At 53.4% G+C, this 25892-nt stretch carries 22 protein-coding genes and 1 other RNA gene; 10 read left to right on the top strand and 13 right to left on the bottom strand.

Going from position 1 to position 25892, the window contains the following annotated elements; genetic code table 11:
• Window positions 1-4: 4 nt before the first annotated feature.
• The 8 genes from WB371_RS21280 to ydiK form a co-directional block, all read right to left on the bottom strand.
• The gene (locus WB371_RS21280; protein WP_336221984.1) at window positions 5-1600 is read right to left on the bottom strand and encodes an acyl CoA:acetate/3-ketoacid CoA transferase; all 1596 of its coding nucleotides are present in this window, start codon (window positions 1598-1600) and stop codon (window positions 5-7) included.
• Between the two features lie 141 nt (window positions 1601-1741).
• The gene (gene aroD / locus WB371_RS21275) at window positions 1742-2500 is read right to left on the bottom strand and encodes a type I 3-dehydroquinate dehydratase (protein WP_336221983.1); all 759 of its coding nucleotides are present in this window, start codon (window positions 2498-2500) and stop codon (window positions 1742-1744) included.
• Between the two features lie 33 nt (window positions 2501-2533).
• On the bottom strand, window positions 2534-3400 hold the full coding sequence (gene ydiB, locus WB371_RS21270) for a quinate/shikimate dehydrogenase (RefSeq protein ID WP_336221982.1): 867 nt from the start codon (window positions 3398-3400) through the stop codon (window positions 2534-2536).
• Between the two features lie 19 nt (window positions 3401-3419).
• A complete protein-coding gene (locus tag WB371_RS21265; RefSeq protein ID WP_336221981.1) occupies window positions 3420-4667 on the bottom strand; it encodes an MFS transporter in 1248 nt (415 codons plus the stop codon).
• 246 nt (window positions 4668-4913) lie between these two features.
• Window positions 4914-6131, bottom strand: a complete 1218-nt coding sequence (locus WB371_RS21260) for an MFS transporter (RefSeq protein WP_336221980.1) — start codon at window positions 6129-6131, stop codon at window positions 4914-4916.
• Window positions 6132-6258: 127 nt separating this feature from the next.
• Complete coding sequence (locus tag WB371_RS21255; RefSeq protein ID WP_336222004.1) at window positions 6259-6615, bottom strand: YdiL family protein; 357 nt, start codon at window positions 6613-6615, stop codon at window positions 6259-6261.
• A 150-nt stretch (window positions 6616-6765) separates the two neighbouring features.
• Window positions 6766-6873, bottom strand: an RNA gene (rprA, locus tag WB371_RS21250) — antisense sRNA RprA.
• 186 nt (window positions 6874-7059) lie between these two features.
• The gene (gene ydiK, locus WB371_RS21245; RefSeq protein ID WP_336221979.1) at window positions 7060-8172 is read right to left on the bottom strand and encodes an AI-2E family transporter YdiK; all 1113 of its coding nucleotides are present in this window, start codon (window positions 8170-8172) and stop codon (window positions 7060-7062) included.
• Between the two features lie 207 nt (window positions 8173-8379).
• Between ydiK and WB371_RS21240 the strand changes: the two genes are divergently transcribed.
• The 10 genes from WB371_RS21240 to ldtE all read left to right on the top strand — a co-directional run bounded on the left by WB371_RS21240 (window position 8380) and on the right by ldtE (window position 19339).
• Complete coding sequence (locus WB371_RS21240) at window positions 8380-11436, top strand: FAD-binding and (Fe-S)-binding domain-containing protein (protein ID WP_336221978.1); 3057 nt, start codon at window positions 8380-8382, stop codon at window positions 11434-11436.
• Entirely contained in the window at window positions 11433-11843 is a 411-nt protein-coding gene (gene menI / locus WB371_RS21235) for a 1,4-dihydroxy-2-naphthoyl-CoA hydrolase (RefSeq protein ID WP_336221977.1), read from the top strand. Before WB371_RS21240 ends, menI begins: the two co-directional genes overlap by 4 nt.
• Before the next feature lie 100 nt (window positions 11844-11943).
• A complete protein-coding gene (locus tag WB371_RS21230) occupies window positions 11944-12132 on the top strand; it encodes a YdiH family protein (protein ID WP_336221976.1) in 189 nt (62 codons plus the stop codon).
• Between the two features lie 601 nt (window positions 12133-12733).
• Window positions 12734-13102, top strand: coding sequence for a Fe-S cluster assembly scaffold SufA (gene sufA / locus WB371_RS21225; protein ID WP_336221975.1), 369 nt, complete (start codon window positions 12734-12736; stop codon window positions 13100-13102).
• 8 nt (window positions 13103-13110) lie between these two features.
• The gene (gene sufB / locus WB371_RS21220; protein ID WP_336221974.1) at window positions 13111-14598 is read left to right on the top strand and encodes a Fe-S cluster assembly protein SufB; all 1488 of its coding nucleotides are present in this window, start codon (window positions 13111-13113) and stop codon (window positions 14596-14598) included.
• Between the two features lie 9 nt (window positions 14599-14607).
• The gene (gene sufC / locus WB371_RS21215) at window positions 14608-15354 is read left to right on the top strand and encodes a Fe-S cluster assembly ATPase SufC (protein WP_336221973.1); all 747 of its coding nucleotides are present in this window, start codon (window positions 14608-14610) and stop codon (window positions 15352-15354) included.
• The gene (sufD, locus tag WB371_RS21210; protein ID WP_336221972.1) at window positions 15329-16600 is read left to right on the top strand and encodes a Fe-S cluster assembly protein SufD; all 1272 of its coding nucleotides are present in this window, start codon (window positions 15329-15331) and stop codon (window positions 16598-16600) included. Before sufC ends, sufD begins: the two co-directional genes overlap by 26 nt.
• Window positions 16597-17817, top strand: a complete 1221-nt coding sequence (gene sufS, locus WB371_RS21205) for a cysteine desulfurase SufS (RefSeq protein WP_336221971.1) — start codon at window positions 16597-16599, stop codon at window positions 17815-17817. The genes sufD and sufS overlap by 4 nt, the downstream gene beginning before the upstream one ends.
• 10 nt (window positions 17818-17827) lie before the next feature.
• Window positions 17828-18244: a cysteine desulfuration protein SufE gene (gene sufE / locus WB371_RS21200; protein ID WP_336221970.1), complete on the top strand. Its 417-nt coding sequence runs from the start codon at window positions 17828-17830 to the stop codon at window positions 18242-18244.
• A 99-nt stretch (window positions 18245-18343) separates the two neighbouring features.
• Window positions 18344-19339 carry a L,D-transpeptidase LdtE gene (gene ldtE / locus WB371_RS21195; RefSeq protein WP_336221969.1) on the top strand — a complete coding sequence of 332 codons (996 nt, stop codon included), beginning with the start codon at window positions 18344-18346 and terminating at the stop codon, window positions 19337-19339.
• 68 nt (window positions 19340-19407) lie between these two features.
• Here ldtE and lpp read toward each other — a convergent pair whose 3' ends face one another.
• The 5 genes from lpp to ttrC all read right to left on the bottom strand — a co-directional run bounded on the left by lpp (window position 19408) and on the right by ttrC (window position 25892).
• Window positions 19408-19644 carry a murein lipoprotein Lpp gene (gene lpp / locus WB371_RS21190; protein ID WP_001082307.1) on the bottom strand — a complete coding sequence of 79 codons (237 nt, stop codon included), beginning with the start codon at window positions 19642-19644 and terminating at the stop codon, window positions 19408-19410.
• Window positions 19645-19952: 308 nt separating this feature from the next.
• Window positions 19953-21365 carry a pyruvate kinase PykF gene (gene pykF / locus WB371_RS21185; protein WP_336221968.1) on the bottom strand — a complete coding sequence of 471 codons (1413 nt, stop codon included), beginning with the start codon at window positions 21363-21365 and terminating at the stop codon, window positions 19953-19955.
• Window positions 21366-21372: 7 nt separating this feature from the next.
• Window positions 21373-21567: a hypothetical protein gene (locus WB371_RS21180; RefSeq protein ID WP_336221967.1), complete on the bottom strand. Its 195-nt coding sequence runs from the start codon at window positions 21565-21567 to the stop codon at window positions 21373-21375.
• A gap of 247 nt (window positions 21568-21814) precedes the next feature.
• Entirely contained in the window at window positions 21815-24880 is a 3066-nt protein-coding gene (gene ttrA / locus WB371_RS21175; RefSeq protein ID WP_336221966.1) for a tetrathionate reductase subunit TtrA, read from the bottom strand.
• Entirely contained in the window at window positions 24873-25892 is a 1020-nt protein-coding gene (gene ttrC, locus WB371_RS21170; protein ID WP_336221965.1) for a tetrathionate reductase subunit TtrC, read from the bottom strand. The genes ttrA and ttrC overlap by 8 nt, the downstream gene beginning before the upstream one ends.

Below are 25892 nucleotides of genomic sequence, written 5' to 3'. Positions count from 1 at the left end.
CCTTTTAATTGGCCGCTTCAGGCAGTTCAAAGCCCATGGTGGCGTCGATAAATAATCTTTCGTCCATCAGTTTCAGCGTCGGCGAAATCACCGGGGTAAAGTCCATTTTGGCGAGAATGTCGCGTTCGAGATCCACACCTGGCGCAATCTCAATGAGATGCAGACCATCCTCCTTCAGCGTGAATACCGCGCGTTCGGTGATATAACGCACGTCCAGTCCCCGTTCGAGGGCGATTTTTCCGCTGAAAGTAATTTCCGGCAGCTCGCGGATGAATTTATTGACCCGGCCTTCCTGGACGATAGTTAACTTTCCGTCGGCAACTTCTGTTTTCAGGCTGCCGGCAGTCAATGTGCCGCAGAAAACAATTTTCTTTGAGGTGGCGCTGATATCGATAAAGCCGCCGGTTCCCATGATTTTGCCGTTGAACTTATGCACTCCAACGTTGCCGTGACGGTCGACTTCCGCGAAGCTCAGATAACAGACGTCCAGACCTCCACCGTGGTAGAAGTCAAACTGAGAAGTCATATCGAGAATGGCGCGAGTATTCACGTTTGCGCCGAACGCGACGCCCTGGGAGGTGATACCGCCCACCGGACCGGTTTCGACGGTCAGGACAAAATCATCGGCGCAGCCTTCTTCGCGCGCCACCAGGCCAATGCCATCGGCGATACCGACCCCCACGTTACCAACCGCGCCTTTTCGCATCTCATACAATGCGCGTCGGGCGACCAGCTTGCGCTGATTGAGGGGCTGGGTGAGCTGGGTGCTGTCGTCGAGGGTAAAATCACCTGAGATAAAGCGGTTTACCGGTGCGCCGCCATAGAGTTGCGTCTGTTCCGGATCGACCACTACGATATCCACCAGATAGCCGGGAATACGCACCGATTTGGGATGCAGTGTGGCCTTTTTAACCATTTTCTGCACCTGCATCATCACAATACCGCCGTTGTTGTGTACCGCCTGAGCCAGTACCAGCGCGTCGAGATACATCACTTCGTCTTCAAATGAGGCGTAGCCTTCACTGTCGCAGGTGGTGGCGCGAATAAATGCCACGGTGGGGGCAATGGCTTTGTAGTAGAGGTACTCTTTGTTATCAATTTCAACCAGCTTGATGAGATCTTCCTGCGTCACCTCGTTCAGTTTGCCGCCCTGTTGGCGCGGGTCGACAAAGGTGCCAATGCCGATATCACTCAATATTCCGGGCTGATGCGCAGCTGCAGCCCGCAGTGTCTGAGTGAGCACGCCTTGCGGGTAGTTATAAGCGACAATTTTATTTTGCTCGGCTAATTCGGAAATACGTGGCGACTGGCCCCAGTGTCCACATAATGCCCATTTCACCAGACCTTCCTGGGCCAGCGGGCTGATTCCCCGGTCGGCACGATCGCCCAGACCTGTCGGGCTAATAATCGATAAATTACGCGGTGTTTGCGTTTGTTTATATTTTTCGGCAAGGGCGGTAATTAATGTGGTGGCTTCCAGAATGCCGCCACCGGCACCCAATATACAGAGTACATCTTCATCTTTAATATAATTGACTGCGTCCTGGGCCGGAAGCACAGGCACGCGCCCCTTCACGCGAGGTGGTCTTGAAGATTTCATATTAACTCCTCGAATATTCAGCGCAATTAGCCGGGTAATGCGCAGGCGCAGGGCGCCACAGACTATTCGCGATGAATATTCCATTAGAAATAGGTTTAATATTGCTGGCGGGAATCTGTTATTCCCGCCTTAATTAATGCGTCAGGCCTGATGTAAAATCGTTAATACCGTACGCAGTTCGGTTACCGATATTTGTCCAGGCGCGGAGGCTTTTTTCACTGCGCCAAACGTGGCTGCCGAACCAAAGACTTCGCCTGCCAGACGAGAAATTACGCCTGTCTTCGACATCGACATGGTGATCACCGGACGGTCGGCATACTGCTCCTGCATTTTCAGCGTGGCAGAAAGCAGCGTCAGGACATCAACGCGGCTTTGCGGCATCAGGGCGATTTTCGGGATATCCGCGCCCAGTTCCTGCATTTTACGCAGACGTTGAACGATCTCATCTTCCGCTGGCGTCTTATGGAAATCATGGTTGGACATGATGACCTTAACGTTTTTGCTGTGCGCGTAGTCAACCGTTGTCTTAACGATCTCATCGCCGGTGAACAGTTCGAGATCAATCATATCGACCTGTCCGCTGTCGACCGCGACCCGATTCAGCGCAATGTAAGCGTCGGTGGAAATGGCTTGTTCACCGCCTTCATTAGCGCTACGAAAGGTAAACAGCAGCGGTGTGGTCGGCATCGCGGCGCGAATAGCGCCAATGGCCTCCAGCACGGCCTCTGCTGACGCAACATTGGCGAAATGGTCAACGCGCCACTCCAGAATATCGAAATCCGCGTCACGATAGGCTTGCGCTTCTGCCCTGACGCTGGCGATATCTTTACCCATCAGCGAGACGATTATTTTTGGAGCCCCTTCGCCAATCACGAGGTTTTTTACGGTTACGGTTTTCATTTAATACCTTTTTAAGTCTCAGTTTCCTGGCCGTCAGGCCGCAAACCCCATCACCTGTTTTACATATTCCAGCGGAAAATCTTTGCCGGTCCACAGTTTGAACTGTTCAGCGCCTTGCCACAACAACATGCCGTAACCATCTATCGTTTTGCAACCGGCTTGTTGCGCCTGCTGCAGCAGTTTCGTCATATGTGGGTTATAGACGCACTCGGTCACCAGCAGATCCGGGCGCAACAGACTCACGTCGCTCACAACGGATTCATTATCCAGCGGTTTCATGCCCACTTTAGTGCCGTTGGTCAGGATATCTGCCGTGGCGAGGGCGTCCGCAAAGGCCTTCTGATCGGCAAGGTCTGTTACCGTCACTACGCAGTCGGTGTTTTCATTCACCCGTTTTGCGAAATCCAGCGCTTTCTGGAAGAACTCATCATTGCGGTTAAAGAGCTTAATCGCTTTGATTCCCTCGATCGCTGCCTGTGCGCCAATGGCGGTGGACGCGCCACCTGCGCCTACTAACACCATGGTTTTGCCCTTGATATCGAAGCCGCTCTCTTTAATAGCCCGAATATGGCCCGTCCCGTCGGTGTTGTAACCGCGTAAATAACCGTCATCATTAACAATCGTATTAATCGCGCCGACCAGTTTGGCCGCCGGGGTTAACTCATCAACGAACTCACAGGCCAGTTGTTTATTTGGCATGGAGACGCCGGTGCCGCGCATTTTGAGCGCCTTAAGCCCTTCAATAGCCCCCGCGAAGGTGCTGTTATCAACTTCAAACGCCATATAGGTAAACGGCAATCCGGCTTTTTCCAGCGCCTTATTTTGCATTTCCGGTGACAGGCTGTGTCTGATGGGGTAAGCCATCAGGCCGATCAGTTCATATTTCGCGGTTACATCCATAATATAACTCCTTAAATTTTCACTTCATGTGCGATTGAAAATAGCGTTCGCCCAGACGGATATCGTTCGAAGGAATATTGAAAACCCGGTAATAGCGGACGAAAACAATAATGGCGGTGATGAAGGCCAGCAGGGCAAAAACAAAATCCAGTAAAATGATGTATTGCAGGCCGATAGTTGAGAGATACCCGGTGATGAGCGGTATAACAAAGTTGGCGAGGCCGCCCATCATCATATAGACGCTGGTGACTTTGGCTTTGCTTTTCGGGAAGAACTCCGACATGACCGAAACGCCCAACTGTAGGATGCCACCCGCGGCGGAAAAACCGATGACAAAGGCGCCAACGTTACAGACCAGCGGGGAGGGATACAGATAAATCACAGCAGCAGTGATGGTTGCCAGGCCTGCGTTAAAGACGTTCGCCCAGATAGGCCTGACCATTTTTTTAAGTAAGGCGGCGAAGATAAAGACGCAGACCAGCGAGCCCATGCTGTACCAGGTGATGGTTTTCAGCGCATCGGCTTCGGCCATTCCGGCAAACGCCATGGCGTATTTGGGCATCCACACCACAATGACATAAAAGGTCGAAAACGCCGCTACACCAAACAGAACGGACGCAACGCCTTCCAGCCAGACCAGCGGTTTGCTGTTCATTTGTGGCAGCTCTTTCGCCACGCTGGCATCCACCAGTTGGCCGGGGAATTTGCTGCGCAGCAGCATCAGGGTGATGAGCACAAACAGCACGCCAGGCATGATGACGCCGTAGCCGTACCAGATGTTGTTGAGCAGCATGTAGCTGACGAGCATCGGATAGAGCATCTGCCCGAAGGAGACCATGGCCTTAACCAGGATCACCGCCGAGCCTGAGGCTTTCGGGAAACACTCCATCAGCGCCGGATAACCACCGGTGTCGAGGGCGGAGTTTGCCACACCCACGCAAACGGCAAGGACAAAGGCCACCATCAGATTTGGGCTGGCAGGGATGCCGAAGAAAAAGAGAATATATAATAAGACGCCCAGCAGAATAATGGCCCGACGGCCAAATTTATCCGACAGGAAACCAAAGAACAGAATACTGACCAGTCGGCCCAGACCGATACCTGAAATTAAATAGGCGATTCCGGCGCTGTCGGTGGAGAATTTTTCCGCAAGCGAAGTCATATTTTGTGCCAGCGTAATTACGCTAATGCCATGGAGAAAATAGCTGAGATAAATACAGATCACAGCCAGGATAAATGGCGTGCTGAAAGCCTTATTCTGAGACATTTTCACAGCTCCTTGCTGGTTAATTTTGTTCTGTGTGTGCCTGCTTTCTGGTGTGAGGCGATTTTCCATTACTATACGGTTATAAAATAACGGAGCCTACATAACATGCCGTTTTCATTACCAGGTATATTGCAGTCAAAAGTGTGAGAACCCACTTCTCTTAATCGGGATTGCTGATGTTTTAATGATTATTTCCCGTGGTATGTTGCAGTGAGTGAAAACAATATTGCATATGTGGGTTCATGATTATTCCGCTAAGGGGGAGAACAGCATTCGGCGTCGGGTTTCGAGGCGGCTGCGGTAGCCGATAAACAGCGCTAACAGGAATCCCACGGCTGCAATTGCGGTATCAAACCACATAATATCGGCGATGCTGCGCTCAGCCAGATGTGCCGTCACCAGTGGAATAGTGAAGGTAGCGATACTGCCTGCGCTGTAATAAATCCCGGTGGCTTTCCCTTTGGCATGCGGAAAGCGGGCGGCCATCAGCGTTAAACCAATCTGTACCACGCCGCCTGCAGAGGAAAAGCCAATGACAAATGCAAACGCCATTACGACATAGACCGTGGGATAGAGGCAAACCGTCAGTAACGCGACAAAAGAGATAAAGGTGTAAAGCATCAGTAAAGTCGTTGAGCGTACCGTTTTCCGTATCAGTGGCGCGGTGATCAACACGCACAGCAACGAACCGCAGGTATAAATGCTTAACAGTTTGATAGACAAGGTGTAAGACATCCCGGCAACGAACTGGCCGTATTGCGCCAGCCACTGGCTGATGAGATAAAACGTCGCCATGGCGATATAGCCATATAACGTGTAACTGACCAGGTCGAGCAGCGAGCAACGGTGTTTTTCTGCGGTGAGCGATTTCTCCGGTACGGGCAGCGGTTTTTCCCGTCTTCCGGGGTGAGGCGGAAAGGCGCAGCGAAGCAAAAACACGCCGTTTATCAGCATAATCATAGCGGCAATGATAAATGACCAGCCAAACCACAGTTGCGCCCACACCAGCAGACTGATGATGATGGGCAGTAAAAACTGTCCGCCGGAGACAAACGCTTTAATCAGGATGTTAGCCGTACCTGGCGAAGAGGGAAACGCCTCCATCAGGCTGGGGTAGGTTCCGGCGTCCAGGAAACTGTTCGCCATGCCCGCGAGAAAACCAAATGCATAAGCAATGATAATGTTATGGGTTGTCAGGATGCCGAAGAAGAACGTCAGGTAACAAATCATTCCCAGAATAATAAAAGGGCGGCGACCAAAACGGTCAGACAGCAGGCCTGCGCAAAACAGGACACTTAACCGCCCAATCCCCAACGAGGAGATAACCACAGAGACGCCTGCGGCGTTGGTCTGCCACTGCTGTTCAAGCGAGGCCATGTTGAGGCTCATCAGGATGACTCCCATGCCATGGACCAGATAATTGAGATACAACCCCATCGCCGTGGGAAAATAGTGATTCTTCATGATGTTTGCTCTGCGAATTCGCAAAAGTTATTCCCTGGTACGGGTAAATGCCCGTGCCTTAAAAATCTCTGGTTCTGTTTATTTGATGTTATTCAGCGTGGCTCATTCGCTGAGGGAAACTCGCGCGTTAGCACAGATGTTCAAGGTCGTGAGCATAGAGTTCAGCCGCAACGGATTGGTAAATTTTCCAGTCAAGAAAACGGCCGTCCCGATAAACTGACTGAAAGTCCGTTAATTCAGGAAAGAAACGCATGGTATTATTGCCAATGCGATTATTGATTTTTTCAATAATAGCATTAATGCGTAACTTTCTTTTTCTGCGCATGTCGAGCATTGTTTCTACAATAGCGGGAGGGATTTCTGATTCGCCATTTTCCCATTGCCGCCAGGTCGCGACGTTATACTCTGGGGCAATCCATGAGACGCACTCCTCAACGGTCATTGCAAACACATGACGTAATGCCTGTAGTTCATAAGCGTTCATCATTTAATGACCTCAAATAAAAAGACGATGACGCATAAATAACACTATCAGGAGGATTTCGGCGTGAAGAGAGTCGCAGTATCTTGTGCAATATTATTTGTTACCGGTCTGTGAATATCACTACAAGAGCCGTGGTTAACAGGATTTCAGGATAAAAAAAGCCCATCGTGGGAGATGGGCAAAGACTACACACAGCAATTCGTTGTTTCACTCAGGGGATTTCCATGCTTATAAATCAATGTGTTGATCTATAGCCTTGGGCTAATAGTAGGGCATCGGGCGTTTTAGCGTCGATCAGATTCGTCTCAATAGTTTAAAATCTGTAAATAATTTGCGACAGAAATCAGAATAGACGAAGCGGGAATAAGGCGTTGAGAAGCGTTGTGACAGGCTATTGATTAGGAATGCTAAACAATCAGGCGACCGGAGCCGCCTGATGTCGTATTACTTATTGAGGTCTTCGGGTTCACTCAACTCATCAAGGATTTCTTCCGGGTTGCTGGTCGGCACAGGGGCTTCGTTAACCCAGGCTGAGAACAGACGCCATGAGACGGCTAACAGAACCGGGCCGATAAACAGACCAATCATGCCAAACGCAATCAGCCCCCCGATGACACCAGAGAGGATCAGGATAAGTGGGAGATCGGCACCCATACGAATAAGCATCGGGCGAATTACGTTATCCAGCGTACCGACAACGGCGCTCCAGACCAGCAGCACGGTGCCCCAGGTGTGATCGCCGGTCCAGTACAGCCAGATAATGGCGGGGACCAGCACGGGTAAGGGGCCAAGTTGCACCAGGCAGGAGAGGATCATCACCACAGATAGCAGCGTAGCGTAAGGAACGCCGGTGACGGCCAGACCAATGCCGCCCAGCACCGCCTGTACCAGCGCCGTCACGACAACGCCGAGTGCAACGGCGCGGATGGCTTGTGCTGCCAACAGCATCGCCGCATCGCCACGTTTGGCGGCCAGACGGTAGGCAAAATGGCGAATCCCCATCGCCACCGTTTCACCGCGCCAGTAAAGCAAGGCGCTGAACAACAGCATCAGACCACAGTGCATCATAAAGCGGCCAATATGCGCCGCCTGGCCGACAAACCAGGTCGTCGTTGTGCCGATATACGGGCGCACTTTCGCCATGATCGCCGTGCCGCCCATATCCAGCAGATGGTGCCACCCGGCATACAGTTTCGCGCCGACAAGGGGAATGCTGTTCAGCCAGGCGAGATCGGGCAATGTCATGTCGCCGCTCGTCACGGCATGAATCAGCGGTCCACTGCCATCGACAATACTGTTGACCAGCAACGCAATCGGAATGATGAACAGCAGGACCAGTAAGAGCGTCATCACCAGCACGGCCAGCGACCGACGGCCCCAGAGTAATTTTTGCAAACGGAGTAAAATCGGCCAGGTCGCGATGACGATAGTACCTGCCCAGGCAAAGCCCAAAATAAAGGGTTGAATAATCCAGAAACACGCCACAATCATGATGGCTAAAAACAGCACCGACAGCATCACTTGTGCGATATCCCTGGGCTGACGAACATTGACCATAACTTATTTTCACCTGTGTAGTGCGTCAGAACGTTGACGCGACGTGACCACCTGAAACGCGTCTCATAATGATGAACAATTTCAGCGGTTTTTAACAGGCGGATTCTGCCAGTATTTCTGCTGGGTGTATTAGAAAAAAATGTGATACAACAATAAGCAAACGATTAACATCCACAACACCACAGACCGCAGGAAAGGGTCACGATAATGATTCCACAAATTTCTCAGGCACCCGGCGTCGTTCAGCTGGTGCTCAATTTTTTGCAAGAACTGGAGCAACAGGGGTTTACCGGCGATACGGCGACCAGTTATGCCGATCGTCTGACAATGTCGACAGATAACAGTATCTATCAGCTTCTCCCCGATGCGGTTGTTTTCCCCCGCTCAACGGCCGATGTGGCACTGATTGCCCGTCTGGCTGCGGAACCGCGTTTTACCTCGCTGATTTTCACTCCGCGCGGCGGCGGTACAGGAACCAACGGACAGGCCCTGAACCAGGGCATTATTGTTGATCTGTCCCGCTACATGAACCGCATTATTGAAATCAACCCGGAAGAAGGGTGGGTGCGGGTGGAAGCCGGCGTTATCAAGGACCAACTGAATCAGTTTCTCAAACCGTATGGCTATTTTTTTGCGCCTGAACTGTCGACCAGTAACCGGGCGACGCTGGGCGGGATGATCAACACCGATGCATCCGGTCAGGGGTCGCTGGTTTACGGAAAAACGTCCGATCACGTCCTGGGGGTCCGGGCTGTGCTGCTGGGCGGTGATATTCTTGATACCCAATCGCTGCCGGTTGAACTGGCGGAAACGCTTGGCAAGAGCAACACGACTATCGGTCGTATCTATCGCACGGTATTAGAGCGCTGTCGCGACAACCGTCAGCTCATTATTGATAAATTCCCCAAACTGAACCGTTTCCTGACAGGCTACGATTTGCGGCATGTCTTTAACGACGACATGAGTGAGTTCGATCTGACCCGCATCCTCACCGGTTCGGAAGGGACGCTGGCGCTGATCACTGAAGCGCGGCTGGACATTACGCCGCTGCCGAAAGTCCGTCGCCTGGTCAACGTGAAGTACGACTCGTTTGACTCCGCGCTGCGTAATGCGCCGTTTATGGTCGAGGCGCGCGCGCTTTCGGTTGAGACGGTGGACTCAAAAGTGCTGAACCTGGCGCGGGAAGATATTGTCTGGCATTCGGTGAGCGAACTGATTACCGACGTTCCTGATAAAGAGATGCTCGGTCTGAACATTGTGGAGTTTGCCGGTGACGATGAAGCGCTGATTGAAAAACAGGTCGCGTCCCTGTGCGAACGCCTGGACGGGTTAATGGCCCGGCAAGAGGCCGGGGTCATTGGCTGGCAATTATGCACGGAACTGGCGGGTGTTGAGCGTATCTACGCGATGCGTAAAAAAGCCGTCGGTCTGCTGGGCAATGCCAAAGGTGCGGCCAAACCCATCCCGTTTGCCGAAGACACCTGTGTGCCGCCGGAGCATCTGGCTGATTACATCGCGGAATTCCGCGCGTTACTTGATGGTCACGGTCTGAGTTACGGCATGTTTGGTCATGTCGATGCCGGGGTTTTACATGTGCGCCCCGCACTGGATATGTGCGATCCGCAGCAGGAAGTGCTGATGAAGCAAATCTCTGATGAGGTGGTGGCGCTGACGGCAAAATATGGTGGTTTACTCTGGGGTGAGCACGGTAAAGGTTTCCGGGCGGAATACAGTCCGGCATTTTTTGGCGATGAACTCTTCGCGGAGCTGCGCAAGGTGAAAGCGGCGTTTGACCCACAAAACCGCCTGAATCCGGGCAAAATCTGCCCACCGGAAGGCGTTGATGCGCCGATGATGAAAGTCGACGCAGCCAAACGCGGCACCTGGGATCGGCAAATCCCGCTGGCGGTTCGCCAGACCTGGCGCGGCGCGCTGGAGTGTAACGGTAACGGTCTGTGCTTTAACTTCGACGTGAAAAGCCCGATGTGTCCGTCGATGAAAATCAGCATGAACCGTATCCACTCGCCAAAAGGGCGTGCAACCCTGGTACGCGAATGGCTGCGTCTGCTGGCGGATCGCGGCGTTGATCCTGTCCGGCTCGAAAACGCGCTGGCAAACCAGCGCCCCAGCCTGCGATCGCTGATTGCGCGAACCCGCAACACCTGGCATGCCAGCAAAGGCGAATATGATTTCTCCCATGAAGTAAAAGAGGCCATGTCCGGCTGCCTGGCCTGTAAGGCGTGCTCGACCCAGTGCCCGATTAAAATTGACGTGCCGGAGTTCCGGTCGCGCTTCCTGCAGCTTTACCATACGCGCTACCTGCGCCCGCTGCGGGATCATCTGGTGGCGGCCGTTGAAACGTATGCGCCGCTGATGGCCCGCGCGCCAAAAACGTTTAACTTCTTTATTAACCAGCCGCTGGTGCGCAACCTGTCGGCAAAACATATCGGAATGGTCGATCTGCCGCTGCTGTCGGTGCCGTCTCTGCAACAGCAGATGGTTGGGCATCGTTCGGCAAACATGACGCTCGAACAACTGGAAGCGCTGCCGGATGCACAGAAAGCCACGACGGTGCTGGTGGTTCAGGACCCATTTACCAGTTATTACGACGCGCAGGTGGTGGCCGATTTCGTCCGGCTGGTGGAGAAACTGGGAATGCAGCCGGTTCTGCTGCCTTTCTCGCCCAACGGCAAAGCACAGCACATTAAAGGCTTCCTCAACCGGTTCGCGAAAACCGCCAAAAAAACGGCGGAGTTTTTAAACCGCGTGGCCAAACTGGGGATGCCGATGGTGGGTGTCGATCCGGCGCTGGTTCTCTGCTATCGCGATGAGTACAAGCTGGCGCTGGGTGAGCAACGCGGCGATTTCCATGTGCAGCTTGCCAATGAGTGGCTCGCAACTGTGCTGGCCTCGCAGGAAGCACGTGACGTCAGCGGCGAACCCTGGTATTTCTTTGGTCACTGTACGGAAGTAACGGCGCTGCCTGGGGCGCCTGCGCAATGGGCGTCTATTTTTGCCCACTTTGGCGCGAAGCTCGAAAACGTGAGTGTGGGTTGCTGCGGTATGGCAGGCACCTACGGCCATGAAGCGAAGAATCATGCCAGTTCACTGGGGATCTACGAGCTGTCATGGCATCAGGCGATGGAGCGGCTGCCGCGTAACCGTTGCCTGGCGACGGGCTACTCGTGCCGAAGCCAGGTGAAACGGGTGGAAGGTACGGGCGTGCGTCATCCTGTACAGGCATTACTGGAGATTATCGGATGATCTGGAAACGTGCAGTCACCCTGGATGTGCTCAATGCAATGGGCGAGGGTAACATGGTTGGCCTGCTGGATATTCGCTTTGAACATATTGGCGACGATACACTGGAAGCGTCAATGCCGGTCGACAACCGAACCAAACAGCCGTTCGGCCTGTTGCATGGTGGCGCGTCCGTGGTTCTCGCCGAAAGCATCGGTTCGGTGGCGGGCTATCTGTGTACGCAGGGCGAGCAAAAAGTCGTGGGTATTGAGGTCAACGCCAATCACGTGCGTTCCGCACGGGAAGGGCGCGTGAAAGGCGTCTGCAAAGCAATTCATACCGGTTCACGCCATCAGGTCTGGCAGATCGATATTTATGATGAGCAACAGCGGCTCTGTTGTACCTCCCGGTTGACCACAGCTATTTTGTGACGTTGTCACGTATAAAAATGTGATCTCTATTGCTTTTGGTCGTAATCTGCGCAGTAAAAGGTGATATACTGTGCAGGTTTTGACCACAAGCGAGGATGATATGACTAGCCAACCAGACCCGACCCAACTGGCAATTGAATTTTTACGTCGTGATAAAACCGAGCTGTCTCCAGCCCAGTATCTTAAAAAACTGAAACAACTTGAGCTGGAATTTGCCGATTTACTGACGCTCTCTTCAGCCGAGTTAAAAGAAGAGATCTACTTTGCCTGGCGTCTTGGCGTTCATTGATTCAGCAATCATTAAAGCAATAAAACCCCAACAATAGTGCTGTAATGCGTGTCAGTTAAGCACCGCAGGCAATTCCGTTTGCCTGGGGTGCAGGCATCTCTTCTCATTGCGCGATGCGATAAATTCAATGAATTGATCGAACATAAAAAATATGGGATAGCAATTTGTGTTAAAAATGACCTGAACGGATATGAGATTATTCTTATCGCCCCTTCAAGAGCTAAGCCACTATGAGTGCCGGAGATAAGCGCCGGATGGGGCCGGAACCCTTAAGGCTGTCACTGACAACCTTAAGGGTTTTGTTTTTCTGTGTCCCCATGACGCCTCCTTGCTCATCATTCCTATCCCTGAAATAGTCATTTTCTATACATCTTTACTTTATTGACCACTCCTGTCGATGATGCGTTCTAAAGTCATTATCAATCAATGCATTGAATAAATTTTTCCAATCCCTGTAAGCCACGCGTCAGAGTCTATGCTTAATAAAAGTGGTCAATAAAGGCGATACAGCCGAATGCCCCTGCTGATGAGGGGTTGAAGTGAGAATTATTATCACTAACATGCTGTTATAGCCTGATGGCTCATTACGCGAGGTAACTCTATGGAACTGCATTCAGGAACATTTAATCCGGAAGACTTCGCCTGGCGCGGATTGACGCTCACCCCCGCAGCGGCGGCGCATATTCGCGAACTGGTGGCCAGGCAGCCAGGCATGTTGGGCGTACGTTTAGGCGTCAAGCAGACGGGGTGCGCTGGTTTTGGCTATGTGCTGGATACCGTCAGCGAACCGGAAAAAGACGACCTGCTCTTTGAAACCGAAGGCGCGAAGCTTTATGTCCCGCTACAGGCGATGCCTTTTATCGACGGAACGGAAGTCGATTACGTTCGCGAAGGATTAAACCAGCTATTCAAATTTCATAACCCGAAAGCCCAGAATGAATGCGGCTGTGGCGAAAGCTTTGGGGTATAGGCGGTACTATGTCTCGTAATACTGAAGCAACTGATGATGTCAAAACCTGGACCGGTGGGCCGCTGAACTATAAAGAAGGTTTCTTCACTCAGCTCCAGACTGACGAACTAGCGAAAGGGATCAGCGAAGAGGTGGTGCGCGCGATTTCAGCCCGGCGCAACGAACCCGAATGGATGCTGGAATTTCGCCTCAATGCATATCAGGCCTGGCTTGAAATGGAAGAACCGCACTGGTTAAAAGCGCATTACGATAAGCTTAATTATCAGGATTACAGCTACTATTCCGCCCCCTCATGTGGGAACTGCGATGAAACCTGCGCATCCGAACCGGGCGCGGTGCAGCAAACCGGCGCAAACGCCTTCCTCAGTAAAGAGGTCGAGGCTGCTTTTGAACAGCTCGGCGTGCCGGTGCGTGAAGGGCGTGAGGTGGCGGTCGACGCCATTTTTGACTCCGTTTCTGTCGCGACCACTTACCGGGAAAAACTGGCGGAGCAGGGGATCATATTTTGCTCCTTCGGGGAAGCCATTCACGACCATCCCGACCTCGTTAGGCAATATCTCGGCACCGTGGTGCCCGGTAATGACAACTTTTTCGCCGCACTGAATGCCGCCGTTGCCTCAGATGGCACATTCATCTATGTACCAAAAGGCGTGCGTTGTCCTATGGAACTGTCGACCTATTTTCGTATTAACGCTGAGAAGACCGGACAGTTCGAACGTACCATTCTGGTGGCGGATGAGGGCAGTTATGTGAGCTACATCGAAGGCTGTTCCGCCCCTGTGCGTGACAGCTATCAGCTTCATGCGGCGGTCGTGGAAGTGATTATCCACAAAGACGCCGAAGTGAAATATTCCACCGTGCAGAACTGGTTCCCGGGTGACAATAACACCGGCGGTATCCTGAACTTCGTCACCAAACGCGCGTTGTGCGAAGGTGAAAACAGCAAAATGTCCTGGACGCAGTCGGAAACCGGCTCGGCGATTACCTGGAAATACCCAAGCTGCATCCTGCGTGGTGACAACTCAATTGGCGAATTCTATTCGGTGGCGCTCACCAGCGGTCATCAACAGGCGGATACCGGTACCAAGATGATCCACATCGGTAAGAACACCAAATCGACCATTATCTCGAAGGGGATTTCGGCCGGACACAGCCAGAACAGCTATCGGGGACTGGTCAAAATTATGCCGACGGCGACCAATGCGCGAAACTTTACGCAGTGTGACTCAATGCTGATTGGCGCTGACTGCGGGGCGCACACCTTCCCGTATGTCGAGTGTCGTAATAACAGCGCGCAACTGGAACACGAAGCGACGACCTCGCGGATTGGTGAAGATCAGTTGTTCTATTGCCTCCAGCGCGGCATTAGCGAAGAAGATGCGATCTCAATGATCGTCAACGGTTTCTGTAAGGACGTGTTCTCTGAGCTACCGCTGGAGTTTGCCGTCGAAGCGCAAAAATTATTAGCTATCAGCCTTGAACACAGCGTCGGTTAAGGAAGTCACATGTTAACGATTAAAGATTTACACGTCAGTGTGGAAGATAAAGCGATCCTGCGCGGGTTAAACCTGGACATTCGCCCCGGTGAAGTCCACGCCATTATGGGACCCAATGGTTCCGGGAAAAGCACGCTCTCTGCGACGCTGGCAGGACGGGAAGATTACGAAGTGACTGACGGAAGCGTTGAGTTTAAAGGCAAAGACCTGCTTGAACTGTCGCCGGAAGCGCGGGCCGGGGAAGGCATCTTTATGGCCTTCCAGTACCCGGTGGAGATTCCCGGCGTCAGCAATCAGTTTTTCCTGCAAACGGCGCTCAATGCTGTGCGGGCCTATCGCGGACAAGAGTCGCTCGATCGCTTCGATTTTCAGGATCTGATGGAAGAGAAAATCGCGCTGCTGAAAATGCCGGAAGATTTACTGACCCGCTCGGTGAACGTCGGTTTTTCCGGTGGTGAGAAAAAGCGCAATGACATACTGCAAATGGCGGTGCTGGAGCCCGAACTCTGTATTCTCGATGAGTCGGACTCGGGGCTGGATATTGATGCACTGAAGATTGTTGCCGATGGGGTGAATTCCCTGCGCGACGGTCAACGTTCGTTCATCATCGTCACGCACTATCAGCGGATCCTTGACTATATCAAACCGGATTTTGTCCACGTCCTGTATCAGGGGCGGATTGTGAAATCTGGCGATTTCACCCTGGTCAAACAACTGGAGGAGCAGGGATATGGCTGGCTTACCGAACAGCAGTAATGCGTTGCAGCAGTGGCACCATCTGTTTGAGGCCCAGGGTGAGACGCGTTCCGCTCAGGCGCAACAGCATCTCCAGCAGCTTCTGCGGCTGGGACTGCCAACGCGCAAGCAAGAAAACTGGAAATACACGCCGCTGGATGGGTTGAACAACAGCCAGTTTATCAGCCGTCTGGCGGAGCTCACCGCAGCGCAGCGTGACGCGTTAGCGCTGAAGGTGGCGGCGCTGCGGCTGGTCTTTGTCGATGGTCAATACCGTCCGGCATTAAGCGACAGCGTGGAAAACAGCGGCTACCAGGTGAAGGTTAACGATGAACGCCAGACCCTGCCCGCCGCAGTCCAGCCAGAAGTCTTTCTGCACCTGACCGAAAGCCTGTCGCGCAGCGTGACGCATATCCGCGTTGGCCGCAATCAGCGACCCAACAAGCCGCTGCTGCTGATGCATATCACCCAGGGGGGGAGCGGTGATGAGGTAAATACCGCGCACTACCGCCACCATCTGGAACTTGAAGAAGGAGCAGAGGCGACGATTATTGAGCATTACGTTAGCCTGAATGAGTCCCGACATTTCACCGGTTCGCGTCTGACCATGAACGTGGCGGCAAACGCGCACTTGCATCACATCAAGCTGGCGTTTGAAAACTCGCTGAGCCACCACTTCGCGCATAACGATATTTTACTGGCGGCGGATGCCTGCGCATACAGCCACAGCTTCCTGCTGGGGGATGCGGTGCTGCGTCATAACACCAGTACGCAACTGAATGGTGAAAACACCACGCTTCGGATCAACAGTCTGGCAATGCCGGTGAAAAATGAAGTCTGTGACACGCGCACCTGGCTTGAACACAACAAGGGCTACTGTAACAGCCGTCAGTTACATAAAACGATTGTCAGCGACAAAGGCCGCGCTGTGTTTAACGGACTGATTAACGTCGCGCAGCATGCGATCAAAACTGACGGGCAGATGACGAACAACAATCTGCTGCTCGGGAAGCTGGCTGAAGTCGATACCAAACCGCAACTGGAAATCTATGCTGATGACGTGAAGTGCAGTCATGGCGCGACGGTTGGGCGCATTGATGACGAGCAGATGTTCTATCTGCGTTCGCGTGGGATCGGCAGGCAGGACGCGCAGCAGATGATTCTTTATGCCTTTGCCGCTGAATTGACGGAAGCATTGGGCGACGAGGCGTTGAAACAGCAGGTGCTGGCACGTATCGGCCAGCGTCTGCTGGGAGGCGTAGCATGACATTTCCCATCGATAAGGTGCGTGCGGATTTCCCTGTTCTCACGCGCGAAGTGAACGGATTACCGCTGGCCTATCTCGACAGCGCCGCCAGCGCGCAAAAACCAGCGCAGGTGATTGACGCTGAGGCGCAGTTCTATCGCCACGGCTATGCGGCGGTGCATCGGGGGATCCACACCCTTAGCGCCCAGGCGACCGAAAAAATGGAGAATGTGCGCAAACTGGCGTCGTTGTTTATCCATGCGCGCTCAGCAGAAGAACTGGTCTTTGTGCGCGGGACCACTGAGGGAATCAATCTGGTTGCCAACAGTTGGGGGCCAGAAAACGTCCGCGCCGGTGATAACATCATCATCAGCGAAATGGAGCACCATGCAAATATCGTCCCGTGGCAGATGTTATGCGCCCGCACAGGCGCGGAGCTGCGGGTCATTCCGCTCAATCCCGACGGCACGCTGCAACAGGCAATTCTGCCCATGCTGCTGGATGAGAAAACCCGGCTGCTGGCGATTACCCAGGTCTCTAATGTGCTCGGGACGGAAAACCCGGTCGCCGAAATGACCGCGCTGGCGCATCAGTATGGCGCAAAAGTGCTGGTTGACGGCGCACAGGCGGTGATGCATCACCCGGTGGATGTGCAGGCGCTGGACTGTGATTTTTACGTTTTCTCGGGCCATAAGCTGTATGGTCCCACTGGCATCGGCGTGCTCTATGTCAGAGAGGCGCTATTGCAAGAGATGCCGCCGTGGGAAGGGGGCGGGTCGATGATCGCCACCGTCAGCCTGACAGCCGGGACGACGTGGGCGAAAGCGCCGTGGCGCTTCGAAGCGGGTACACCGAATACCGGCGGGATTATCGGTTTCGGCGCCGCGCTGGAGTATGTCTCTGCGCTGGGACTGGAAAATATCAGCGAGTATGAACAGAACCTGATGCACTATGCGCTGGAACAACTGGCAGCGGTGCCGGATCTTACACTGTACGGGCCAGCGAACCGGCTGGGCGTGATCGCCTTTAACCTTGGCAAACATCATGCGTATGACGTTGGCAGCTTTCTCGATAACTATGGGATCGCCGTGCGCACCGGGCATCACTGCGCGATGCCGCTGATGGCGTTTTATCAGGTGCCGGCAATGTGTCGGGCGTCGCTGGCCATGTATAACACCCATGAAGAAGTGGATCGGCTGGTGACGGGGTTGCAACGTATTCATCGCTTACTGGGATAAGGGAGGCGCTATGGCCGCGCTGCCGGACAGAGAAAAATTGTTGCGTAATTTTCAACGTTGCGCTAATTGGGAAGAGAAGTATCTGTACATCATTGAACTGGGACAGCGATTACCGGAATTACCCGCCGACGAACGCCGTCCTGAAAATACCATTCAGGGATGTCAGAGTCAGGTCTGGATCGTCATGCGCCAGAATGCGGAAGGTGTTATTGAACTGCAAGGCGACAGTGATGCGGCGATAGTGAAAGGACTGATTGCGGTCGTCATCATTTTGTATCACCAGATGACGGCGCAGGATATCGTGAATTTTGATGTGCGACCGTGGTTTGAAAAAATGGCGCTGGCACAGCATCTCACCCCGTCCCGTTCACAAGGTCTGGAAGCGATGATACGCGCTATCCGTACCAAAGCCGCAACTCTTAGCTAAACTCAATAGACAGCTTTCATCCTGTGAAGTAAGGCAGCCTGACTGCCTTACCGGATCATCAGCATTCTGGCTCATGTCAGTGAATACAGGAGGTTAGGTATGAAACGCGCGTCTCTCATTACAATTATGCTTATCGGCGCTTACAGCGCATTACAGGCCGCCTGGGCGGTCGATTATCCCTTACCCCCTGCGGGCAGCCGTCTTATTGGGCAAAATCAAACGTACACCGTGCAGGAGGGGGATAAAAATCTTCAGGCGATAGCCCGGCGTTTTGATACCGCCGCTATGCTCATTCTGGAGGCCAATAACACGATTGCACCGGTGCCAAAGCCCGGCACGCTGATTACGATCCCGTCTCAACTTCTGCTGCCTGACGCCCCACGTGAGGGGATCATTGTCAATCTGGCTGAATTACGGCTGTATTACTATCCGCCAGGCGAAAACATCGTTCAGGTTTATCCCATCGGCATCGGTTTACAGGGGCTGGAAACGCCAGTCATGGAAACCCGGGTTGGGCAGAAAATCGCGAATCCGACCTGGACGCCGACTGCCGGGATCCGTAAGCGCTCCCTTGAGCGTGGCGTTACGTTACCTCCGGTCGTACCTGCCGGGCCAAATAACCCGCTGGGGCTTTTTGCGATGCGCCTGGCGCATGGTAATGGCGAGTATCTCATTCACGGCACCAGTCAACCTGACAGCGTCGGTCTGCGTGTGAGTTCTGGTTGTATCCGCATGAACGCGCCGGATATCAAAGCGCTGTTCGCCCAGGCCAGAACGGGAACGCCGGTGAGGGTGATCAACGAACCGGTGAAATATGCAATGGAGCCCAATGGCATGCGATACGTAGAGGTCCATCGCCCGCTGTCGCCGGAAGAGGAGCAAAACGTGCAGACAATGCCGTATGTGTTGCCTGCTGGATTCAGCCAGTTTAAAGCGATGAAAGAGGTGGATGAAGGTCTGGTGGATAAAGCGTTATACCGCCGGGCGGGCTATCCCGTTCTCGTGTCTGCGGGGAAAACGCCTGCAGCCGTGACGACACCTGCGGTTCAGTCTGCGCAAAACGGTTCAGTGCAGGAAGAGACGCAAACGCAGTAGCAGGGAAGGCAAATGAGAGGCAAAAAAAATGGCGCACAATGTGCGCCATTTTTATTACACAGGTACTATTACTTACGGTATTTAGTAGCCTGGTTGTCCAGACGCTGGTTAGCGCGAGCTGCGTCGTCTTTAGCAGCCTGAACGTCGGAACGCATTGCGTTCACGTCGTTGCTCAGCTGGTCAACTTTAGCGTTCAGAGTCTGAACGTCAGAAGACAGCTGATCGATTTTAGCGTTGCTGGAGCAACCAGCCAGCAGAGTAGAACCCAGGATTACCGCGCCCAGTACCAGTTTAGTACGATTCATTATTAATACCCTCTAGATTGAGTTAATCTCCATGTAGCGTTACAAGTATTACACAAAGTTTTTTATGTTGAGAATATTTTTTTGATGGGAAGACACTTATTTTTGATCGTTCGCTCAAAGAAGCATCGAAATGCACAAAAAAGGTTAAAAAACTGAGTGAAAACAGACGGCTTCCATCGGATTTGTCTTAGATAATCTGTAATTAGATAGCGAAATCCGATTTGCTTTTTTATTCACAGTGGCTATTAGTGAAATAAAAAAAGCGCCGCGAAGGCGCTTTTGGATCGAATTAATTCATTCGGTAATGATTACAGCACGTGAACAGATGCCGTGTTAGTGGTGCCGCTCGGTACCAGCGCACCGGAAACCATCACCACAACGTCACCTTTCTGCGCCAGACCGCTCTGCTGAGCAACTTCTTTACCCAGACGATAGAAATCATCGGTAGAGTTGATCTCTTTTACCAGTTGCGCCACAACGCCTTTGCTGAGCACTAACTGACGGGCGGTAACTTCGTTGGTGGTTAGTGCGAGGATGGTTGCATCCGGGAAGTATTTACGCACGGCGCGAGCAGATTTACCGCCCTGAGTGGCCACCACGATCAGCGGAGCTTCCAGTTTCTCTGCGGTTTCAACAGCGCCTCGGCAAACCGCTTCGGTGATGCGCAGTTTACGGCTGTCGTTGTTGAAGTCCAGACGGCTGGTCATCACGCGGTCGGTACGCTCACAGATGGTCGCCATGATGGTAACGGCTTCCAGCGGGTATTTTCCTTTTGCGGATTCACCAGACAGCATGACGGCGTCGGTGCCATCGAGAATGGCGTTTGCCACGTCGCCAGCTTCAGCGCGGGTCGGACGCGGGTTTTTGATCATGGAGTCCAGCATTTGCGTTGCGGTGATAACAACTTTACGCGCACGGATACATTTTTCGATCATCATCTTCTGCGCGAAGATAACCTCTTCTACCGGGATTTCAACGCCCAGGTCGCCACGCGCAACCATGATGCCATCGGACGCTTCGAGGATTTCGTCGAAGTTGTTCAGGCCTTCCTGGTTTTCAATTTTGGAGATGATCTGGATGTTCTCGCCGCCGTGCGCTTTCAGGTGCTCACGGATTTCAACGACGTCTGAACGCTTACGGATAAAGGATGCAGCAACGAAGTCAACGCCTTGTTCGCAACCAAAAATCAGGTCCTGTTTGTCTTTTTCAGCCAGTGCTGGCAGCGCGATAGAAACGCCTGGCAGGTTAACGCCTTTGTTTTCGCCGAGATCGCCGTTGTTCAGCACTTTACAGATCACTTTGTTGCCTTCGATCGCAGTGACTTCCATACCGATCAGACCATCATCAACCAGGACGGTGTTACCGACGGAGAGATCGGAGGTGAAACCTTCGTAGGTCACAGCCACGATCTCACTGTTACCGACTACGGATTTGTCGGTGGTGAAGGTGAAGGTCTGGCCCGCTTTCAGAGAAACGTCATTGCCACCTTCAAGCTTAATGGTACGGATTTCCGGACCTTTGGTATCCAGCAGAATTGCGGCTTTCTTGCCGGTTTTGCTCATCACGTTGCGCAGATTCTTGATGCGCTGACCGTGTTCTTCATAGTCACCGTGAGAGAAGTTCAGACGCATGACGTTCATGCCCGCGTCCAGCATTTTGGTTAACATCTCTTCAGATTCGGTTTTCGGACCGATGGTGCAAACAATTTTCGTCTTTTTCATGACAGTCTTAGTCTTTAAGTTGAGAAGGATAGGGGAAACTGGCTTCCGGGGCGCACAGCCTGAAAGCGAAACCTGTATTACGAAAGTGGTGTTGCCTCGCTCTAAGGATAGGTGACATCGAAAGAGCGTGCAGAGGAATGTGTGCTCGTGTTTCAGCCCAACGGAAAGGGACGTTTTGTAGTCGCTGAGTATGACGGGTCAATGTGCTGAAACCATTCAAGAGACAGTTGGCGCGCATTATACGCTGAAAAATACCCAAAAGGAAAATGAAAACAGCGTTTCAAAACGGAAACGGACAGTTTCACAACAAATTGTTATTAAACAAGTCATGTCTGCCAATTGCGTAAACGCAAAAAATGCGCTTAGTTGCGCAACGCCGTCGCCTTACCCGGCCTACGACGTCCTGTAGGCCGGATAAAGCGCGAGAGCGTTGCCCTCCGGCATTCGCATTACGCTCGTTCAATTCGCGCCGGAAGTCCCTGACGTACGGCGGCGCCGGACACCCAGTCCAGCCACGTATTGCTCACTTCCCGCGTCGGATCGGCAAATCCCAGGTCGTTGAGGTTAATCCCCGATTTAACCTTCGGGTCAAACGGCAACGGTTCACCGTCCAGAGTATGCTGCGCCGCCCCCATTTCACGATGTCCGTAGCCGTGTTCAATGGCAATGACTCCAGGCATAACGCCGTTAAGCAAACTGATTTGCGCCTCAACCTGTCCGCCGGGAGTGGTGATCCGCACCGTATCGCCATGTGCCAGCCCATAATGTTTTCCGTCCAGCGGATTTAACGCCACCAGATTTGTAGGTTTCAGGTGATGTAAACGTGGGATCACCGTCGAGGCGCTGGCCATGGTGTTGGATTTAAACGAGATAAGTTTAAGCGGCCACTGGCTTTCCGGAAACAGCTCATCCACGGCGCGCCCGTTGGACAGCCGCGACGGATACCACGTCGGACAACCGCTGTAGCGTTCGCCCGTGATCGCATGGCGATGGGCCGCCACGTTTGCATTCCAGATTTGTAGTGGCTTTTCCCATGCGTTACCGACCCGGTTTTCAGCACGCCCGCTTTTATCCGGGGCGAAACGACCGCCGCGAGAGTAGATGAATGCCACGCGCTTCACTTCATCGGCCTTCAGTGTGCGCTCAATCGCAGGCAGAATGCGACTCACCCCGGTAAGGGTGAGATCGTCAGTCACCGCTTCTGCGACCGGGTTTTTACCCATAAACGCGATGTTGGCAGCGATACGCAGATAATAATCTTCGGCACGGTTAAGTGGATAGAGGTTGCCGTCGCTGTCGGAAATAGCATTGTCGCCAAATCCTGGCAGATTCAATTTTTTAGCCACGGCAATGCAAAACGACTCCATCGAAACCGGCTGACCGTCGGCGGTTCTGGCGGTTGCCGCATCGACAACAGGCCAGCGCGCGGTGGTCGCCTTATTGGCGACACCCGCCCACGGCGCACTGAATCCCCAGCTCTCAAAATTATGCGTGTCCGGCACGATGTAATCCGCAAGGGCGGTGGTCTCGTTCATGTAGGCGTCAATTGCTACAAAAAGCGGTAAACGCGCCGGATCTTTAAGTTTCTCTTCTGCCACTGCGCGCAGGCCGGGCACGCCATAGAATGGATTGGTCATGTTGGAAATCCACGCTTTTAACGGATAGGGATACCCCTCCAGCGCAGAGCTTAACAGTTCGGTCAGTTGACCGGCGACAAACGGATACCACGGCGCTTTCGCCGGGAAGGGCGAACGCCCGGTCGCCACCTTGTGGCGGTATTCTTCAGAGGATTCATAGGCCGTTTTGCTCCGCGCAATGCTCAGTCCTTTAGGCTTCACTTTTCCAGGAAAACTGTCCATGTTATAGCGCGGACCGTCCATTGCGCCGTTGAACTTGCCGCCGCCGACAAAGACGCCGCCCTCCAGACTGAGATTGCCGATCAGCGCATTCAGCATCATCACCGCCCAGGCATTATAAAATCCGTTTCCCGCCATCATGCCGCCGTGGGTAATGACCGCCGCTTTACGGCCATGACGGGTAAATGCGTCTGCCAGCGCGATGATTTTGTCCTCAGCCACGCCGCACTGCTGGCTGTACTGGGCGAGCGTCATTTTTTCTGCCGCGGTTTTCAGGCACTGGAAGCTGCTTTGCACAGTCACATTCCGTCCGTCGGCGAGGGGCACCTGACGGGTGACAAATAATGTGGCTCGCATGCACTCACTGGCAGGAACCAGTTCACCGTACTCATTCACTACTAACGGTTCGCTGGTTGCCGTAGGGTCGAGATGAGCCTGTGTCAGGTGCTGCCCGGCCAGTCCCGGAAGCTCGTCGGTAATGACCAGATGCGTGGCGTTTGACCAGCTTTTTTCACCGGCCTGCTGCATGGCATTGATGCCGGGAAGCGCCAGATACGCAGCGTTATAGCGCTGGTTTTCGATGATCCAGCGGATCATCCCCATCGCCAGTGCAGAGTCACTGCCGGGGATAACCGGCAACCAGTGCCCATGGTCGTCCGCCAGTACGGTGGTTAAGGGCAACGCGGGGGCAACGACAACATATGAAAAATTGTCCCGCAGACGGGCGCTGGAAAGCTGTCTGGCCTGGCGCTTAAAGGGATTGCCCGATTGCGCGGGGGAGGTTCCCATAAACAGCGCGAATTCGACGTTATCCCAGTCGGGCTTCACGTGGGTGTTTTTATCGAGATCGCCCATTAACGCGCCGGAACCTGCGCGATAGGACAGTCCACAATAAGAACCATGCGCGCCAAAGTTTTTACTGCCGAAGCTGTTCAGGGCAAACCGGCGAAGAAAAGAGTCTCGCCCGTCGTCGCTGGTATTGGTGACCAGCAGTTGATTGGGTCTGGGACCAAAACCCGGATGCGCCGGATCAATGGGCGTGGACGGCGCGTAAAGGGCACGCAGACCGTCGACATGGCCCTCGGCGAACAGATCGCCGCCTTCCACGATCTCGTTGATCAATTGTTCAAAGCTGATGCGCTGCCATTTTCCTTCGCCACGCTTGCCTGCGCGTTTCATCGGCTCAAGGATACGCAACGGACTGTACAATGCTTCAAGCTGGGTGGCGCCGCGCGCGCAGGCGGTTGAACGGGCGTCAAGGCCGCTTTCACCCGCCAGTTGCGCCATTGCCGTACTAAACGGGACTGATGCGTCAATATGGTGCTCGTGAGAAAGCGGGTGATAAGGGTTTCCGGCAATACGGATAACGCGTTGGGTTTTCTGGTCGACCCGAACCCGGATACCGCACTGCGTCCAGCAGCCAAAACACTGGGTCATACTGATGGTCTGCTGCGGATCCTGCTGCCAGCCAGAATGGGCGGATGCTTCCGGAATCAGCGCATTGCCGATGATCCGATCGCGGGTAATTTTACCGGAGGTACCGTTTCGCAAGCCATCAATGGCGCGCTTTGCAACGTCACGGTAGCTGAGGGCGAATGTCGCCATACCGCCCACGGCAAGGCCGATTTTAAGCCACTGTCGACGGGTTACATTAGCCATGTTGTACTCTCCTTTCGAACATATTCACCGTTTCACGAACCATAATCAGCAGCGCTACCCACAAACCGAAGGTGCCGAGGAGGGCAAGCCAGCCGTCAGTGCCCGCAGGCAATGTGTATGGATTAAATTGCGCGTTGAATTTAGGCAGCGTTTGCCCCTGAATCAGGAGCGTCCAGCGCATGAGCCAGCACAGGGCCATTGCGCTCAGCGCAAGCAGAGCGCGCGAAGGCAAAGAGAGCGGACGACGCACGGCAACGGCACAGAAAAGCACTGAGATTAACCAGAATGCCAGCCAACCAACGGCATAATTGCGCGCAGAGGCAGAGAGTGTGAGCCACTGGCGAATTGCCGCACCGGAAAGTGTGTTGCCGCTGGCCCAGAACACGACGACTGCGGCGAGCGCTAACAGCGTAACGAGTTGTCCACCAGCCAGTTTGTGTTGCAGGGCAACATCATGTCGGATACCGACAATCAACAGGGCAAAAAAGGTCTGTAGTGCGCTCAGGAACATTGCCAGCGGAAAAGCGTAACTGAACCAGAGTGGGCGAGCCTCAACGATGGACACTTCCCGGCCGGTATAAACCAGCAGGCCAATGGCACAAAGCGCACTGGCAAGTGCCAGCCACTTTGTGACAGTGTAACTTTTATGAGTGAGTTTATTAAGTACCATCGCCAGAAACCAGAACCCCAGAAAGGCCGTGAACAGCGGTAAAAACAGCGCTCCCCACGGCATCCATGACCAGGGCGTGGGATAGGCATAGAAATGCCAGACGCGAGCCGTCTGGTGTAAATCCGCCGTCAGGGCCAGCGGGGCGGTGATGGCACAGGTCAGGGCAATCAACAGCGTCAGGTTTTCCAGCGCAGCGTTGTCTTGTTTACGCCAGTGCAGCACGCAACCAAACAGCGCTGCACAGGCCGCAATACCGATGAAAAAGAAATACTGTACCGCCCAGGGGAGCCAGCTTATGGCCTGCGGACGGGTCAGTACCTCTTCGATGATGAGTGGTTGCAT

The organism is Citrobacter amalonaticus (assembly GCF_037053465.1).
In the GTDB taxonomy this organism is placed as follows: Bacteria; Pseudomonadota; Gammaproteobacteria; order Enterobacterales; family Enterobacteriaceae; genus Citrobacter_A; species Citrobacter_A amalonaticus_H.
This window is presented reverse-complemented; position numbering and strand designations above follow the sequence as displayed.

Excerpts from the sequence above, each read along its gene's own strand:
- WB371_RS21280 (WP_336221984.1), bottom strand. The coding sequence starts at position 1,600 with ATGAAATCTTCAAGACCACCTCGCGTGAAGGGGCGCGTGCCTGTGCTT.
- aroD (WP_336221983.1), bottom strand. The coding sequence starts at position 2,500 with ATGAAAACCGTAACCGTAAAAAACCTCGTGATTGGCGAAGGGGCTCCA.
- ydiB (WP_336221982.1), bottom strand. The coding sequence starts at position 3,400 with ATGGATGTAACCGCGAAATATGAACTGATCGGCCTGATGGCTTACCCC.
- WB371_RS21265 (WP_336221981.1), bottom strand. The coding sequence starts at position 4,667 with ATGTCTCAGAATAAGGCTTTCAGCACGCCATTTATCCTGGCTGTGATC.
- WB371_RS21260 (WP_336221980.1), bottom strand. The coding sequence starts at position 6,131 with ATGAAGAATCACTATTTTCCCACGGCGATGGGGTTGTATCTCAATTAT.
- WB371_RS21255 (WP_336222004.1), bottom strand. The coding sequence starts at position 6,615 with ATGAACGCTTATGAACTACAGGCATTACGTCATGTGTTTGCAATGACC.
- ydiK (WP_336221979.1), bottom strand. The coding sequence starts at position 8,172 with ATGGTCAATGTTCGTCAGCCCAGGGATATCGCACAAGTGATGCTGTCG.
- WB371_RS21240 (WP_336221978.1), top strand. The coding sequence starts at position 8,380 with ATGATTCCACAAATTTCTCAGGCACCCGGCGTCGTTCAGCTGGTGCTC.
- menI (WP_336221977.1), top strand. The coding sequence starts at position 11,433 with ATGATCTGGAAACGTGCAGTCACCCTGGATGTGCTCAATGCAATGGGC.
- WB371_RS21230 (WP_336221976.1), top strand. The coding sequence starts at position 11,944 with ATGACTAGCCAACCAGACCCGACCCAACTGGCAATTGAATTTTTACGT.
- sufA (WP_336221975.1), top strand. The coding sequence starts at position 12,734 with ATGGAACTGCATTCAGGAACATTTAATCCGGAAGACTTCGCCTGGCGC.
- sufB (WP_336221974.1), top strand. The coding sequence starts at position 13,111 with ATGTCTCGTAATACTGAAGCAACTGATGATGTCAAAACCTGGACCGGT.
- sufC (WP_336221973.1), top strand. The coding sequence starts at position 14,608 with ATGTTAACGATTAAAGATTTACACGTCAGTGTGGAAGATAAAGCGATC.
- sufD (WP_336221972.1), top strand. The coding sequence starts at position 15,329 with ATGGCTGGCTTACCGAACAGCAGTAATGCGTTGCAGCAGTGGCACCAT.
- sufS (WP_336221971.1), top strand. The coding sequence starts at position 16,597 with ATGACATTTCCCATCGATAAGGTGCGTGCGGATTTCCCTGTTCTCACG.
- sufE (WP_336221970.1), top strand. The coding sequence starts at position 17,828 with ATGGCCGCGCTGCCGGACAGAGAAAAATTGTTGCGTAATTTTCAACGT.
- ldtE (WP_336221969.1), top strand. The coding sequence starts at position 18,344 with ATGAAACGCGCGTCTCTCATTACAATTATGCTTATCGGCGCTTACAGC.
- lpp (WP_001082307.1), bottom strand. The coding sequence starts at position 19,644 with ATGAATCGTACTAAACTGGTACTGGGCGCGGTAATCCTGGGTTCTACT.
- pykF (WP_336221968.1), bottom strand. The coding sequence starts at position 21,365 with ATGAAAAAGACGAAAATTGTTTGCACCATCGGTCCGAAAACCGAATCT.
- ttrA (WP_336221966.1), bottom strand. The coding sequence starts at position 24,880 with ATGGCTAATGTAACCCGTCGACAGTGGCTTAAAATCGGCCTTGCCGTG.
- ttrC (WP_336221965.1), bottom strand. The coding sequence starts at position 25,892 with ATGCAACCACTCATCATCGAAGAGGTACTGACCCGTCCGCAGGCCATA.